Origin of the sequence: Lysinibacillus sp. NPDC093692, from assembly GCF_050280125.1 — a bacterium.
Lineage (GTDB): Bacteria > Bacillota > Bacilli > Bacillales_A > Planococcaceae > Lysinibacillus.
This window is the reverse complement of the sequence record NZ_JBNNUW010000002.1, coordinates 171578-187436: the sequence shown is the minus strand read 5'-3', so window position 1 is coordinate 187436 and position 15859 is coordinate 171578. Positions and strand designations below refer to the sequence as shown.

At 35.8% G+C, this 15859-nt stretch carries 12 protein-coding genes, 1 pseudogene and 1 riboswitch; of the genes and pseudogenes, 2 read left to right on the top strand and 11 right to left on the bottom strand.

Annotated features, from left to right (window positions below; all coding sequences use genetic code 11):
- Window positions 1-52 precede the first annotated feature (52 nt).
- The 6 genes and pseudogenes from ACQKN4_RS03675 to ACQKN4_RS03650 all read right to left on the bottom strand — a co-directional run bounded on the left by ACQKN4_RS03675 (window position 53) and on the right by ACQKN4_RS03650 (window position 5387).
- The gene (locus ACQKN4_RS03675; RefSeq protein WP_427482362.1) at window positions 53-901 is read right to left on the bottom strand and encodes a metallophosphoesterase family protein; all 849 of its coding nucleotides are present in this window, start codon (window positions 899-901) and stop codon (window positions 53-55) included.
- A 209-nt stretch (window positions 902-1110) separates the two neighbouring features.
- The gene (locus ACQKN4_RS03670; RefSeq protein ID WP_427482360.1) at window positions 1111-2172 is read right to left on the bottom strand and encodes a suppressor of fused domain protein; all 1062 of its coding nucleotides are present in this window, start codon (window positions 2170-2172) and stop codon (window positions 1111-1113) included.
- 419 nt (window positions 2173-2591) lie between these two features.
- A complete protein-coding gene (locus tag ACQKN4_RS03665; protein ID WP_427482358.1) occupies window positions 2592-3176 on the bottom strand; it encodes a hypothetical protein in 585 nt (194 codons plus the stop codon).
- 394 nt (window positions 3177-3570) lie between these two features.
- Entirely contained in the window at window positions 3571-4335 is a 765-nt protein-coding gene (locus tag ACQKN4_RS03660; RefSeq protein ID WP_427482356.1) for a MerR family transcriptional regulator, read from the bottom strand.
- Window positions 4336-4349: 14 nt separating this feature from the next.
- Entirely contained in the window at window positions 4350-4688 is a 339-nt protein-coding gene (locus ACQKN4_RS03655) for a DUF4870 domain-containing protein (RefSeq protein WP_079561322.1), read from the bottom strand.
- A 271-nt stretch (window positions 4689-4959) separates the two neighbouring features.
- Window positions 4960-5387: pseudogene (locus ACQKN4_RS03650) on the bottom strand (GNAT family N-acetyltransferase).
- A gap of 149 nt (window positions 5388-5536) precedes the next feature.
- On the opposite strand from ACQKN4_RS03650, the gene ACQKN4_RS03645 reads away from it, so the two are divergent.
- Window positions 5537-6013 (top strand): GNAT family N-acetyltransferase, encoded by a 477-nt coding sequence (locus ACQKN4_RS03645; protein WP_427482355.1) that lies wholly within the window; start codon window positions 5537-5539, stop codon window positions 6011-6013.
- 360 nt (window positions 6014-6373) lie between these two features.
- On the opposite strand, the gene ACQKN4_RS03640 is transcribed toward ACQKN4_RS03645, so the two are convergent.
- The 3 genes from ACQKN4_RS03640 to ACQKN4_RS03630 form a co-directional block, all read right to left on the bottom strand.
- Window positions 6374-7717 (bottom strand): APC family permease, encoded by a 1344-nt coding sequence (locus ACQKN4_RS03640; protein ID WP_427482353.1) that lies wholly within the window; start codon window positions 7715-7717, stop codon window positions 6374-6376.
- Between the two features lie 13 nt (window positions 7718-7730).
- Window positions 7731-8447: a cysteine hydrolase family protein gene (locus ACQKN4_RS03635; protein WP_079561318.1), complete on the bottom strand. Its 717-nt coding sequence runs from the start codon at window positions 8445-8447 to the stop codon at window positions 7731-7733.
- Window positions 8448-8600: 153 nt separating this feature from the next.
- Window positions 8601-8785, bottom strand: a riboswitch (Lysine riboswitch).
- Window positions 8786-9541: 756 nt separating this feature from the next.
- Window positions 9542-9859 (bottom strand): hypothetical protein, encoded by a 318-nt coding sequence (locus ACQKN4_RS03630; RefSeq protein WP_427482351.1) that lies wholly within the window; start codon window positions 9857-9859, stop codon window positions 9542-9544.
- 475 nt (window positions 9860-10334) lie between these two features.
- Between ACQKN4_RS03630 and ACQKN4_RS03625 the strand changes: the two genes are divergently transcribed.
- Window positions 10335-10490, top strand: a complete 156-nt coding sequence (locus ACQKN4_RS03625; RefSeq protein ID WP_427482350.1) for a hypothetical protein — start codon at window positions 10335-10337, stop codon at window positions 10488-10490.
- 225 nt (window positions 10491-10715) lie between these two features.
- Here the strand turns inward: ACQKN4_RS03625 and ACQKN4_RS03620 are convergent, their stop codons facing one another.
- Together ACQKN4_RS03620 and ACQKN4_RS03615 are read right to left on the bottom strand one after the other, a co-directional pair.
- A complete protein-coding gene (locus ACQKN4_RS03620) occupies window positions 10716-10979 on the bottom strand; it encodes a hypothetical protein (RefSeq protein WP_427482348.1) in 264 nt (87 codons plus the stop codon).
- A gap of 695 nt (window positions 10980-11674) precedes the next feature.
- Window positions 11675-15397, bottom strand: coding sequence for a S8 family serine peptidase (locus ACQKN4_RS03615; RefSeq protein ID WP_427482346.1), 3723 nt, complete (start codon window positions 15395-15397; stop codon window positions 11675-11677).
- Between the last annotated feature and the right edge of the window lie 462 nt (window positions 15398-15859).

Genomic DNA, 15859 nt, shown 5'->3' with positions numbered 1-15859 from the left:
CAAATGTCTTACCCTTTTGCTTGAGAAGCTTCTCCCATTAAGTAAATCTTTTCTAATTTAATGTCGCAGCAGTGAAAATAAAAGCACGTCCATCCGCATTTAAAATCTGTAACCTATCATTCGTTTCAACTAGTGGTGTACCCCAATGAACATGGCCACAGCATACCAGAAGCTCAGCAGCATTCTGTAGTTCATTCCAAATATGTGGATTCCCAGGTAGACATTGTGAGCTAATCTTCGGACTTTCATGAAGTAGCAGGATGTCGGGAACATGTCTTAAAATGTCTCTGAGTATCGCTAAATAATCAGCTTCTCCCATACGATTCGGTTTATCTGACCTACCTATGATTCCTCCAAGCCCTGCAACTGCAAGATTTGCATACGTGATCGTGCCCCCATCCGAGAAGTAATGTATACCTGAGGTAGAATCCAATTCAACTTTTTCCTTATTCGTCAATAGGTCGTGATTTCCTGCAATGCCTGTGACAAATCCAAATTGACTCTGAAAAGCTCTCCATACAGACAGAGGATTACCGCTAGCACCTCTTTTCGTTAGATCAGTGTATAAATCTCCACATAAGCAAACCATCACCTTGGCTGGGTCCAAATCTGGTAAATGGATTTGAAACAAAAGGGAGAGCACCTCCGCAAGTTCCTCACCCAGTAGCTTTGGAGCTTCTTCTATCGTTTCTCGATTATGACCTGCGATTCCTTGTAAATCAGAAGCAATAATTATCGCATCCAGCTCTTCTGGCAGTTCAAGCATCTCTCCCCAATAAACAGGAAGCCATTCATAAGAAATACCCACTCCCTTTGATACAGCTGTAATGTATGGTAATTTCTCTAAAGGCTCTTCGGCAATATCAACGATTTTCAATGCTCTTTTTGTCTGTTTCTTCATTTAAGATATTCCCCTTACAGATAGGAGTTAAAGTAGTACTTCGTCTTTTCATGCGAATAATAAATTCTCTTTTTCTAGTTCATTCAAACTTATCTTTTGGAGCATTAGATTCGATTGTTCCACGTTACTATTAATAAAAAAATCTCCCACTACGAACCCAAAGCACATCATTTGGATTTCAGTTCGTTTTAGCGGGAGACTATATTTTATCATCCGATTGTTTCCACAACGTTTCCTTGCTGATCTTTAATATATGTTTTTGCAATTTGGATGGAAAGCCCCGGTATAGAGGATACTTCAAACTCTTGTTCTTGCGGCATCAAGCTTTGAGTGAGTTCTTTAACTGCCTTGTCATTTAAAGTAATGGTAACATCCGTTTCCTCCACGTTATACCCACATTTTTCACCCGGCTCAAATACAACACGGAATTCTTGACTAACTAAGGTCAGACTTCTCTCTTTTAAAACCCGTCCGCGTAATAGCTTGCCGATTATTCCCGCTTGCTTTGCCCCCAGTGTTAACTTATTAGATTGTTTGCTGAACAATCCCTTTTTGCCCTGCTCCCAAGCTAATTGGTCTACGAATAAAAAGCCGGTACTAGAACCCCCTTCCTCCATTCCTTTTGCTACCGCTTCTGCAATGGATGGAATCTGTAAAAGAGATGCACGAGATAAATCAGTAACATAGCTCGGAATATACTCAAGTCCTGCATTTAGCACGCCCATTGTATTCCACGTTTGCATCGCCTCAAGCTCATCACCTGCAATACCGACCATTTGAATAAACTCCACTTGTCCATTTGGTGTCTCAATAGCAGGCAACTCGGGATCTATCGTAAAGGCAAGTGCCGTTAAAAGCGTGTCCTCGCCTTCGCAGATTGGACCATTAGCATCCAAGTAATCACCTGATCTGAAAACATTGCCACTATTAAACACATATCTTCCCATGTTTTGTAGCAAATTTAACGCCCACGCAGGTGGTTCCTCCTCATCTTCCTTTCGGGCAAGACGAAATGTTAACTCAAACCCATATCCGCTGTATTCAGCATTTTCAGATTCTTTCTCATATAACTCGGAAAATCCATAAGTGACAAAATGCCAGTGCGGAACCGGTGTCTCACTCTTATATGCACTAATTCCTTCAAGCGGATCTTCGCCCCCTAATAAATAGGGAATAACGGTTCCATAATGCTTCGGCTCTTGCTCCCCATAAATTTTTAATAACTCCTCATCAATCGCATCCCAGCCAGATGTATTTAATTCTTCACTCATCCATAACGCCCCCTTATGTATTTTTCAACTTCCTTTTAGTGGATGTTAGGACACCCGCTGAAAAGTAGCTTAAACTCTATTCATCTCCCAACTATTGAGACGGTAGATTTCTATAACTGACATTTTACTTTTATTACTAAAATATAACCTTCAGCTTCCACTTTAAAGTATATAATATACTACAATGAGAATAATACCCAACTTGAAGACCTTTAATTTTATAACAGAATAGTTTTATGTTCATTGATTGACGAAGAATGCCGAGTAAATTATCGGGACTAAAGAATCATATCCAATGACAATCTATATCGACCTTGGCCTAGAGTGGCCATCAAATGAAGCCTCGACGATATCTAAATATGCCGAGGCGTTATCAATAGCGAAGGTAAAAAATAATTAGAGTGATTCGAGGTTTGTCCTTAACCGTATAACATTGCTGGTGAACGCACACTTTGTAAATAATCTGCAAGCTTCCCTGCATATACTTGTTCTAAATAAGGTAATTGTGAGATGCAATGGGGTGTCATTAATGCTGGGTTTTGATAAACACTCAGCCCACCTACCTTTAAAAGCATCGCCACAAATTGCGAACAAAAATAGGCGCGCTCTCTTCGAACCTCCCTTTGCATCATAACGCCAAAGAGCCCAATAAAATTATATTTATAACGATCGCGATGCCAATACATATAATGTACGATCTTCATCATGGCTAAGTATTGGTCATGGGATATTCTACAACGATAAATGACACAATCAGCTGTTTCAAATAGCCCTCTGACTGCATCTTCTCGTAAAAATCCCCCACTTAAAGGATTGTTTAATTGTCGACGTCCAAAGCTATACATTTCAAAGAGCTCCTCATCAAAAGCAATGGACGCATGATTCATCTCTTTTCCAGTATACATACCTATAGCTTTTGATAATAATGTACCTGTTTTTGTTAATACTATGTAAATGGTGTGTACCATTTCCTCACCTACTTCAATATTCTTTCCTACTTCCAATACGTTTTAAATATTCAATCGGTTTCATTAATTTCCTTTTTTTATAAGTATATAATATGATACTATATTTTTTCTTAGTAAAAACTGAATATTTTCTTAATTTTCCACAAATGCTTTTAGAGTTTTTTAAACCACCTTTATTTATATGTTTTGAATCGTATTTTTATGTGTGTCACTGAGTACTTGGGTATATGTATGTACGAGAGGATATGATGTTAAATGTGATTGTAGAAGAGTGTGATGAAAGTTTGGGAGCTAATTGTTTATTAGATAACTGAAGAAAGAGTAAAGCAGATAACTAATAATGGTCTGCACCCCATTTGTTAGTCACAAGTAGGGTGCAATTCCCATGCTATCCATTTTTTTAATCTGCGTTTTCATGCTTGATTATCCTTTAATTCTCCACCGTTTCCTGACAATTATTTTGATATATACTTATTGCTTCTTTTAAAAATAGTTGCTCCTGTTCTGTAAAAGGATTTGGAAATTTGAATGTTTCTGTAAATGGTAGCTTTTCTTCAACTAAATCTAAATTCCCTTTCAAGGTTTCATTCATAAGCTGTATAAGTGTTCTAACAGTTTCTTGAGCTTCTTTTGAAGAAGGTATAGCGTCTGTAAACGTTAAATGTTTAATTTCTGATAAAATTTTAGTCCATTTTCTATCTAAATCGATTTCCTCAGATTTATTTATACTAAATAATTCATCAGTTATATCTTTTGAAAAGTGTTCTTTAAACCATGTTTCGGTGTTTTCAGCAAACATTAATTTTTGTAGCATAGCACAAAATATCTCGATATTGATAATTTCTTCATCTTTCACTGTTTCAATAAGATGGTTTAAATCGGATAATATATTTATGATTTCAAGTTTTTTAGCTTCAAATAACTGTTTTTGATTGTTTAAAGATTTTAAGATAATTTCACCTTTAATCTTGTTTTTTTGCAGCATATCTTTAATTTCCTTTAGCGATAAGCCTAGAAACTGTAATGACTTAATGTTTTGTAAAGTAGATAGGTCCTCTGTAGAATATAGTCTATGTCCACCTTCTGTATAATCACTTGGTTTCAGTAGGTCTATACTGTCATAATAGCGTAGTGTTCTAATACTAACACCTGACTTTTTCACAAGCTCACCTATCGTAAATATACCTTTCCCCACAAATTATTCTCTCCTTAATGATTGACTTTAAAGTAACGTATAACGGGATAAGAAAACTTTTTTCCATATAAAGTATAAATTGCAGCAACTAAAATTAGTATTGTTTCAAGAATAATAAGTGCAAAAGAAATCATTGAAACTGCGCTCCATTTTTTAGAAATAAATGTTAATAATAAAAAAACCGGGAAGAAAGTAAAATGAAGGTTCATCCCTTCTTTTGCATGGTCAGCAAAATATTTATTATTATTCCTCGATACTAAGTATACCAATATTGGTAAAATAAAGGTTAATATTAGTGAGAGCAGATGCATTAAACTTGCCAATCCTCTATTTAATAAACGCTCTTTTTTCATTGTGCAGATTCCTCCAATAGCTTATTTGATTGTTACCTTTTGAATTGAGTAACTAAATTCATCATAAAAGGTGACGCTACTAGAGATTCAAGGACAATTTCATTAAATAATTCATATGTAATAAATAGCTGTTGTTATTTTTAGTTTTTCGTATTGTATGATATAATTCATTTACTGACTAACCTAAGCAAGACAATATTAAGCTGTAGCGGTGCCGTACGCTACAGCTTTTTTTGTAATGAATATAGACTTACTAAAAACATTTTCCTCATCAAGGATTATTACTTTCCAAGTACTCCTCGGCTAGTTGCGGATTTTTGTAAATGGCCATACCAGTTTTCAACTTTTTAAAGCCAACCTTTTCGTAAAAAGGTTCATTTCCTGTTGTTGCAATTAACTGAATACAAGAAACATCCTCTAATTGCTGAATAATGTCCTCTAAAAGAGTTCTGGCAATCCCTCTTTCCTGATAATCTTTATGTACTACAACATCATAAATAGCAGCATTAAAGACACCGTCTGAAAGAGCTCTCGCAAACCCTATAATTTGATGATCTTTTACTGCGAAAACTTGATGTGTACTTGCATTAAAAACTTTCCTTATTATGTTTTCGTCATGTTCCTCCATCCTACCGATTGATAAACTTCTTTTAACATTATTAGCTCGTTTTTCTCTACTTTATATGTAAGTAAAACCATTGTTCATTCCCCCAATTTGTTTGTCATTCCCTTAAATATATATGTGTATTGCTTCCTATATTTCACCATCAAATTAAAGCGTTTATAAACCAAGTCTCTTGACGAACATTCGTTCTGGTATTAGAATAATAAAAAAAGGAGGCAATTTTATGCAAAAAACGAACACCCTCGAATTAGTACATTTCTCTGAAGAGTATGTGGATAGTTTGAATGACTTTGACCTTACGGAAGAACAAAGTCAATTTACTGCCCTTCCAAAAGAGATTTCTATAGAAATGGTTGGTCAATATCCGATTGTTATTTTGAGTGACCATGTTCCTGTAGGATTTTTTGTCCTGCACGCAACTGATAGAGTGAAAGAGTACTCTACTAATCCAAAAGCTATGCTGCTTACTGCATTATCTATTGACCATAAACAGCAAGGAAATGGGTATGCAAAAAAAGGGATGCTTGCACTGCCTGAATTTATTAAAAGAAAATTTAAAGATTGTAATGAAGTCGTTTTAGTCGTTAATCATAAAAATACTCCGGCTCAAAATTTGTATTTAAAAGCTGGCTTTGTCGATAACGGTGAAAGAAGAATGGGACGTATTGGCGAGCAGTTTGTTATGAACCTATACCTTTAATAGATTTTCAAAAATCACTCTTCAAGACATGGGTGATTTTTTTGTTCTCCCCTTACAACATACGGCCTTGTTGATCGTCTATCTGAATGCTGTGGAGTACCTAACAAAAGCTCAGAGAGATAATGCAGCAAACTGGCTTATGAATTGTGGAGTTGCTCCTCTAAACACAGCTCATCGAGGAAGGATGTGGGGGATTGTTAAGGGTATACCCGTAAGTAAAGATATTTTATACTGCGAGTATTTTACTTTCGTATAAGATATTCCTGTATAAAAATAAATCAGGTACCTAACATCGATAAAAATTACCAATACTAGATAACTGACTTATCTTAGAAATTTACTCTAAGCTCTTTCGGTATTTTATAAATCCGTAAATGTTGGTGGTTTCTTTTTGAAGCCTTTCGTCGTAATGAAAGCATAGATAAAACCGATTGCAAGCCAGATAAAGCCTACCTTCAATGTCATCGGTGATAAATTAATAAATAAGTAGAAACAAATACCAAATCCTAGCCCTGGAATTAATAAGTATCGAATTATTTTCATTTCTTTTTTACGGAAGAAGTAATACACGATCACTGACAAATTGACAAACATAAATCCTGTCAGACCTCCAAAGTTCATTAATTCTGCTATAAAATTTGCTGATAAAAACAGCGCTCCTAAAACACTAATCACACACATCAATAAAATATTGTATACCGGTGTTTGATATTTTGGATGTAAATGTGTGAAAAACTTTTTCGAAAGTACCTCATCACGCCCCATACTAAACATTAAACGAGATGCACTTGCTTGTCCTGTTAAACCAGCTGTCACTGTTGATACAATAATCGCAACCGTATAAAGAGTTGCAAGAACTGCACCACCTGCTTTTTCCGCTACATCAAATAAAGCCGTATCAGCTGAACTAAAGTTTGTAACATCAGGCCATACAAGCTGAGCTACATATGCTTGCACAATAAAAATAAGTCCTCCGATTAAACAAGCTAAAATAGCTGCCTTCCAAATATCCTCTTTTGGATTGACTGCCTCTTCTGAAAGTGTTGTAATCGAATCGAACCCTAAAAACGAGAAGCAGGCCATTGTTGCACCAGAAATAATTGCAGACATAACGAATTTTTCATCGTTGAAAAACGGTGCAACAGTAAAGAGCGACGTATCACTTTCCGCACCGACAATTGTCTTTACACAAAAAATCACAAAAATAACGACTACAATTCCCATAAACATAACGAGGGTTTGATTTGTTTTTGCTGCGATGCCAATACCTAGAATATTGACAGTAGTTATAATACCTGCAATTAATAACACCCATACCCAATACGGAACAGATGGTATTAATGCATTCGCATATGAAGCACCTACCATGAATACAATGAGTGGCACTAAGACATAATCCATAAACATTGCCCAACCTGCAAAAAAACCTAAATGCGGATTGATAGCACGTTGGGTATATGTATAAGTCGACCCTCCATTTGGAAAAACAGCAGCCATTCGACCGTAACTATATGCAGAAAACATCATTGCAACCATCGCAATCAAGTAGGCTAATGGCAACATTCCACTTGTAGACTCTGCTGCAAAGCCATAAATATAAGCTGGCGCAATCGGTGTCATAAAAGCAATACCATAAATGACTAAATCTTTTAATGTTAAAACACGCTTTAACTGTGGTGTATGATCATTTGGTGTTTGACTCATAGTCCATTTCCTCTCACAGATTCATTGGTTCGCGTTTTGATAGTTCTTCCGTTACTAAATCAATTACTTCATCTGTACTCATCACTTGGCAATAAATTTGATTCATAATCATAATTTCAGCATCATGAAGCTGTTGCGTTGCAGCTGCACATGCATCTTCCACTAAAATAACTTCAAATCCTGCGTCAGCTAAACTTCGAACTGTTGAAGCAACACATTGATCTGTTACAACACCTGTACAAACTACTGTTTCAATGCCCATATTACGCAGTAAAAATTCATAATTCGTACCACTTAATACGCTATCTGTCGTTTTATTTACAACAATTTCGTCATCAAGAGGCTTTAATTCATCCACCATCTCCGCTCCTGGGTCACCGATTGGCAATAAAATATTGTTCCACCCTGTCCGGCGTTGTACAGGAGAACGATCTCGTCCATCTTTATGATGGCAAGCAATGCGACCAAATGTTACTTCTAATTTATTAGTACGGAAAAAATCTAAAAGCTTTTTATTGTTCGGGATCGTTAAATTGTCGATACGATCAAAAAAGTATTCCCACTGATCAAACATGCCCTTTTCTCTTGCAACCTGCGCGTCTAATCCGTCTCGGCTAATAAACTGATGTTGCATGTCTACTATTAGTAATGCTGTTTTATAAGGGTTCACGTTTATTTTTTGACCGTCAGTCGGTAAAAATTCATAATATAATGTTGATGTATTATCCATAAAATCCCCTCCAAAATACCTCTGATTCCAAAATGTATAGACAAATAAAATATAGACTCTTTGTGTAAAAGAATCTGTCTAACACAAAAATGACCTACTCATTTCTAGAAACTTAAAATGAATCGACCATTTAAAATTCCCACTGTTTGTCTAAACAGAGATAGCACAACTTCATAAACACGTATGTTTACGAAGACAGTCCTGCAACTATTCGCTACAGCCCCAGTATATGATGGCGAGAACTCATCACATACTTCGGCGACACTTCCTTCTATCTAACTTCTTCATCTTCTCGGACTCCATTAGGTACTGTTAACTGCCGCGCCTCTACCTAACTATCAGAAAAGTGTGAATTATTTGATTATTTTAAATAATTATATTATTGCGTTTTTTATATGTCAACTTTAAAATCTACTATATTTTATAAGATTTATCGCGCACAACCACAAAAAAATGACAATCAAAACAGTTTAAATAATAACTATTTACAATAAATACCACAATACATCAACAATTGTATAAGCATTTAATTATTCACCTCTTGATTTTTCATTACCTATAAACCGTTCCCTTATTAACGCTCACGATTCACAATATAATTCATAAATTACCCCAGCGATAATTTTGATTATTTTGCCGAGTTTGCACGGCATCCACCCCTTTAGGAATATTTTGGGCTACCATATTTAGCATTACCCAAATCATAGTGGATTCCGACTAACGCCGTAAACAATTGTTCGAAGAGGGAGGTTTACCCCCCACGCAATTTTTTTAAAAAATTTTTGTCCTATAGAAAAAAATCATCTAACACATAGTAAAAAACTTCTCAGAAAAACAAGCTTCTAATTAAGTAGTCTATTAATACACAAAAATGCCCTACTTATATTACCAGCTATAAGTAAGGCACCTCTAAAATTATATTCCGTTTTATTGAGCATATACATTTACTTCTACGCTACTAAAAATATCATGATATAAAACAGTAATAAAAGGTCGCAGCAGCAGCACAACCACCTTCGCTAATAGGCAATCCCTTTTTGATAAGCAACTCTATTAAGTTGAAGAATTATTTTCCATTATGTATCTAAGTTTGATTAACTCAAGTCTTTCTTTTTTCTTCTTTTCTTCTTTTCTTCTTTTCTTCTTTTTGATTCTTTTACATAATTAATATAGTTTCCTGTTCCTTCTATTGCTGAAACTGCAATGATGGCCCATTCTAGTGGATTAACATCTCTTAGCGATTCCTTTCCATAGAATAGTGTAACGCTAGCAATAAACCCATAGAGAATTGCTTTAGAAAAATACTCCCAAATAGGAGAATAATTTTCTATATTAATTTTTCCGTATATTTTGTCTATTAAGATTACCATTCCTAAAATTAAAACTACGGTCATAATCATTTCCGTCTTCATAGTCCACCTCCATAAAAATTTTAACACATGCTTCATTATATAATCTCTTCGAAAATATCTTCAATCCTTTGCACAACAAAAGAATCCATTACTGGAAATTAGTTCTTTTATCATTTCTTTGGTAGATCTTAAGGCCGTCCCACTTTACAAGATAAAACTCAACCCGCTCGATCGATGGATAAGGAACATCAACTTCCATTTTCTTCTTACGAGTATATACACGATTAGTAGTCTTTTTCTGCTTGAGCAGATGGATCTGCAGTTCCATCAGAATCTAAGAATTAAACTTTCTAAGATGAGACAAGTAACCACTAACAAGTGATTTAACATTACCGGCTGCGTTCTCAGAAAGTGGAGGTGAAAATGTTACTATATCCATACCTTTTGTTTCATCACAAATATTTCACTAATTAATTGTAAGTTATGCGGATAAAAAATCATCTTTCTCTCACACTAATGGTGGAGGTGAGATGACATGGGTAATAATAAACATAAAAATAATAAAACTCAAGACAACAAAAAACAGCAGAATCAAAATCAAAATGCTAACAGAGAACGTAAAAATGAAAACAGAGAAGAGTTCGCTGAAGAAGTAGATTTCAGTAATATTCAAAATGAAAATAAACGTTAATAGTGATAAACAAAATCCCAATATTCACCTTAGAAATAGGTGTGTATTGGGGCTTTTCTTATTGTGTAAACATCACCTAGATCCATCTCTTTCGATTTCTTAAAGTACAAAAAAAACGGAAATAATTCCGGGCTGATTACCACTTACTTTTTTCCTTCATGACACACTGTTTCGCTTTCGCATTCGATCTTAAGAATAACCTAAGACAATGGTAGTTTTAACTTTTTATTTTGATAAGAATTCAGATACCACTAAAGCCGTAATACAATAAATATCTATTGGTATCAATAAGAGCAATCCTATTATCCAGTTTAATTTTATATATACATTAGGTGGTATTATTTTCGATGCTATTTTTGTATTTCCTACGAGTTCATTATTTTCCCGTACTCCTTCGGAAATATTCTCAACCTTTAGTTCTACTTTAGTTAAATTAGGATTATGAAAATCAACCTCTAAAAATGCGTATTGAGGATTTGAAATCGACAATTTTACACTCCTTTGTTTCATCCTAATTCCTTAATAAATTAATTAAAAGCTTAAACTGCATGTGGCTATTATATTCACAAGGTAGTAACAATATTCACTATTAATTTACAAAGTTTTGCAACGAGACCAATCAATTGTCGATTATTGACGTAAAATTTTAAAGAGTCCCTATGTATCTGTTAGGATAACTTCATGTCGTGATCCTCACCTATGATGAATTCAGATGGTAGTATTGTAAAAGCATTCTCCTTATCACCATCTGATTCTGTTATACCTGTCGAAATTAATTTAAATAAAGCAGAATCATTAAAGGTTAAAGTAAGCGGAAATATACATGATCGTAATATTGTTACATTATTAAATCCTATATTTATTGCGAATTTTTAATCTTTTTAAACATTTACATACTTATTTTTAAAAAGAGAAATCTCATGAGGTTATTTAATTACTTATAGGAAGTAAAACAATCTCAACTGTATCGATCACGGTGCCAAATTCGTTGCTAGAGACCGGGAATCACTATATGCACTTGATTAAATGTATATTAACAGAGCTTACAGGTGAAGAGTTGCTTATTAACTTTGTTAATCAAAATAACAGGACTGATTTCAATTTACCTAAGACGAACTAACCAAGCAATACTAAAAAGAGAAATTGCGCTGTGCAATTTCTCTTTTTGCTTGAACTTAAATTAATTATAACTCTTCCTCGGTAACTTCATTATTATTTTTATTACCATTTCCGTTTCCATTTCCATTTCCATTACCGTTTCCGTTTCCGTTTCCATTACCGTTTCCGTTGTCATTCCCTGGCTTTACAACCAACACATCAAATGTTAGTGTGTGCTCACCATACGTTACCGTAATCGTCGTATTACCTTGACCTTTTCCTTTTACGGCCCCCTCTTTTACAGTAGCTATTTTATCATTCGTTACTTCGTAGGTTGCAAGCTTTGTAACATCTTTTTCTGTTGTTTTACCATCAAAAGTAGTTACTTCAGTAATCTTAACTGGAACTTCTTTACCTATTCTAGTTTCAACCTGAGCTTGATCAATTTCTAGTGTTACTATTGGTTGTTCTATAACAGGTGCTTTAACTGTAACATTTAAAGTAACTTCATTATCACCGTATGAAATAGTAATTGTAGTCGTGCCCTCACCTACTGCAGTTACTAATCCATTTACTATTGTTGCAACGTTTTCATCTCCAACAACATAAGTAGCTTTTGAAGTTACGTCTTCCTCTGTTGCAGCACCTTCTGCAGGCGTTGACGTTTCTGTTACCGTAAGTTGTGCAGTTTCTCCAGCTGTTAGGTCTAGCTTAGTTGGATTTACAGAAAGCTCTACTACTGGTTCTACTACTTCTTTTTCATATATCTTTGCTTCACCAACATTCCCGGCAGCGTCTTTAATTATTACTGATACAGCATTTGTTTCTGCTGTTACTGGGAATGTGAAGCTACCGTCTTGATTTAATTCAAAGGCAACTGGCGCTTGTACTTTGCCATTTACCGTCGAAACATAGGAAGCTTTTAATTTGTCATTTAAATTGTAATCTAAATCGTATAAATATAACTCTTCATTGTAGTCGATATACTTATCTGTTACTTGTCCTGTAGCGACACCTTTAGCTACTGAACCAGTAATTTCTGGTTTAGTCGTTTTCACGATAATTGGTCCAACATAATCGGAAACTACTCCTGATGCTGCAAGACCGGTGAAGTCAATTGTATACAGACCATCTGGAATCTTTGTGGCTGGCGCTGTTCCCCATGGTTTGTACTGCCCACCAATATTCAGCGTATAAGAGCCTTTTCCTAGCGCAGTACCTGCATGTAGATAACCAATGTAGCCGTCTCCGTATTCTCCACCTTCAGGATTCATAATATCCCAAAGCTCAATATAGTTAGTTGTTACATCTCCAGTTAATGTGAATGAAAGTACAGCTGAGTCTTTCACTCCATCTCCGTTAAAGGATAGGTCTGTTTCTGTAATCTTAAAATCTTTAATTGCAGTTGCTGCCGCGCCGCCAAGGTCAGCTGCGAATGGCAATGAAATTTCTGTATCTCCACCGCTAATGTAAATATACCCTAGTATTTCAGAGCCGTTTGGCGCCGTAGCTTGTGAAGCAGTTAATGTAATATTTAAAACTTGCTCACCATTTAGATTAAATGTCGGCTGATCTACTGTAACAGTTGCATCACCAAATGTTTTTGTTACATCAATTGATACGTTATAATTGCCGCCGTTCCCTTTAATATCTTTTACTAAAACTTGTTTCGTTACAGAAATATCTCGGTCTTTAAGTGATTGTGGACCGAAAGTAACTGTACCTTTCAAGTTTTCTGTAACTACACCAGTTCCATCTAAAATTGCGCTATCAAGTGCATAAGCAAGAATTTCCGGATGAGCTGCTGCATAAGGATCTACACGCCCTGCACCTTGAGAAAACACATCGTATTTTGTTTTATCTATAACCTTTGCTGTATTAGAAAGCGCCACTTTTACATCGAACGCGTTCCAATCCGGATTTGCTTGTTTAACTAATGCAGCAATTCCTGCAATATGCGGTGTTGCCATAGAAGTTCCTGTTTTACGACCATATGCTTCCCCATAATCTGCATTAGGGAAATCTTTTTTATACTTTGGAATCGTTGACATAATGTTTGTTCCAGGTGCACTTACATCCGGTTTAATATCAAAGTTTGGTGTAGATGGCCCACGTGAACTTGAATCGTTTACATCATCTCCCAGTGTCTTTGTGGAAGCAAATTTACTAAAGCTTACTTTTCCAGTTCCGCCTGCTAATGCAGCGCGAATTGCAGCGCCATCCGTTTGTGACATATCAAATGTTGGCAGAAACTCAAATGAATCACCCAGGAATGTACCTGAAATGTTCGGGGCATTCGTTCCACCAGCAAAGTTATGAATAATTGTTGCGACTGCTCCTTTTGCCTTTGCATTCGCAATTTTATCAACGAATGCGATACTGCCACGAGAAATCAATGCCACTTTACCTTTCACATCAATTCCTTCAAAGTCTTTTACTTCCCCGTTTCCAGGAACAGCAACTAAGTCAAATTCTCCTTGAAGCTGTGTTGCTAAATTTTTCCCGAAAGTCGTTCCCATTAATGGAAGTTGTTTTGTTAAGTTGTAGTTGCCAACTTTAACATTCACTTCCCCGTTATACATTGCTTCTGGATTTGTTGTGTTACCAACAGCAATTCCTAAACGAGCAGTTGCAGGCGTACCTATTGTTCCACGATTTGGACCTTCGTTTCCTGTTGCAACTACTCCAATTGTTCCAGCCATCATAGCATTATTAATAGCAAATGAACCAGCATCCGTTTCAGAGTTAGCTCCCCCGCCAAGTGAAAGGTTGATAACGTCCATTTTTTCTTTTACAGCCGTTTCAATTGCTTTAACAATACCAGATGTAGCTCCACTTCCATATGCCCCAAGAACACGGTAAGCATAAAGGTCTACTTTGGGAGCAATTCCTTTAATACCGAATTCGTTAGCTCCGATTGCTGCAATTGTTCCAGCAACATGTGTACCGTGAGAAGTATAGAACGCGCTTCCCTTTTCATTAAATTCAGGTGTCCCGGCTGGACGCTCCGAAGGCAATGTTTCCGATGCATCGTTATCTGCTCGAGGCTTCGTGTAAGTTGCTGAATTCGGAATGAAGTTTTTTCCACCTTTATAAACTCCAGCAAACTCAGGATGATCTACATCAATACCAGTATCTAATACCGCTACTTTTATTCCTTGTCCTTCAAGTCCTTCCTTCCAAAGCTGTTCGATACCAAGGAAAGAATTACTTGTATTCATTTGAGCTTCTAATTGATCTTCCTTAATAAGTTCCGACGATTTCATCGTATTATCTTCTGATGCGGAAACAATTGCATCAGGTTCGATTAATGTAATTCCTTCTACTGTAAGCAGTTTCGGGAGATCATTTGCTTTCACAGTTGCTGCAAAACCGTTTAAAACAGTATCAAATGAGTATCCTTGAGTCATCTGAACATTTTTAGCAGCTAACTCTTCTTTAACTTCTGCTTGTTGTTCTTTTACATTTGAACGGACTTCATTTGCTTGGGCTTTAGAGAATTCTTCGCCTTTGACTTCGCTCATTCCTTGCTCTAGTGCCACAGGCTTTTCAGATAAATGAACGATGACTGCAACTTTTTGATTGCCTGATACATTTTGTAAGCTTTCGTGAAGAGTTGGACCATCTTTGGACAAGCTTAGCTGTTCAGCAATAGCCGCCTTTAGTTGCATTATACTTTCACTTTGACCATCCTGCTTGAATGGCTTCGATTCTTCAGCACTAGCACTCGACAATGGAACCAATAGATAAAGCACCATAACGAAAGCTAGAATACTACTTAAGAACTTCGTAAACTTAAACTTTTTCAAATCTCATTTCCCCCTTTATTTTCAATTGTCACACTCTTCAGTTTAGTGTGATATTTCCAATTTATCACAAATAAACTAATACGAATATCTGAATATTTAAGTATTTTCAAATATTGGTAATTAGCACCAGTTTATTAAAGGGAGATTGAATCTATCTTCCTAGTAATTTAATAAAAAAGGCGAACCCAAATGAGAAATGACCTATAATAATTCGTTGTTTTTTCCAATTAATCCTACCAAGGAAGCAGTTGTAGGTATATTCGGTGGTGTAGTTTCTTATAGAAAATTAGGAGAGCAGTAAGAGGAGTGATTGGAGGGGAATCGGAATTTGCAGCTCTTTTTTTCTTATGTATAATAGACGGTTACTGGGAGCTTTCGTTAAATAAGTAATGACAATTCTGTTGTTTGAAAAACACATAACACCGTCCACATTTGCGGACGGTGTAAAATAAAGTCGTATAA

Coding starts and splice junctions, on each gene's coding strand:
- ACQKN4_RS03640 (WP_427482353.1), bottom strand. CDS start 7,717: ATGAGTCAAACACCAAATGATCATACACCACAGTTAAAGCGTGTTTTA.
- ACQKN4_RS03630 (WP_427482351.1), bottom strand. CDS start 9,859: ATGAAGACGGAAATGATTATGACCGTAGTTTTAATTTTAGGAATGGTA.
- ACQKN4_RS03645 (WP_427482355.1), top strand. CDS start 5,537: ATGCAAAAAACGAACACCCTCGAATTAGTACATTTCTCTGAAGAGTAT.
- ACQKN4_RS03635 (WP_079561318.1), bottom strand. CDS start 8,447: ATGGATAATACATCAACATTATATTATGAATTTTTACCGACTGACGGT.
- ACQKN4_RS03670 (WP_427482360.1), bottom strand. CDS start 2,172: ATGAGTGAAGAATTAAATACATCTGGCTGGGATGCGATTGATGAGGAG.
- ACQKN4_RS03675 (WP_427482362.1), bottom strand. CDS start 901: ATGAAGAAACAGACAAAAAGAGCATTGAAAATCGTTGATATTGCCGAA.
- ACQKN4_RS03625 (WP_427482350.1), top strand. CDS start 10,335: ATGGGTAATAATAAACATAAAAATAATAAAACTCAAGACAACAAAAAA.
- ACQKN4_RS03655 (WP_079561322.1), bottom strand. CDS start 4,688: ATGAAAAAAGAGCGTTTATTAAATAGAGGATTGGCAAGTTTAATGCAT.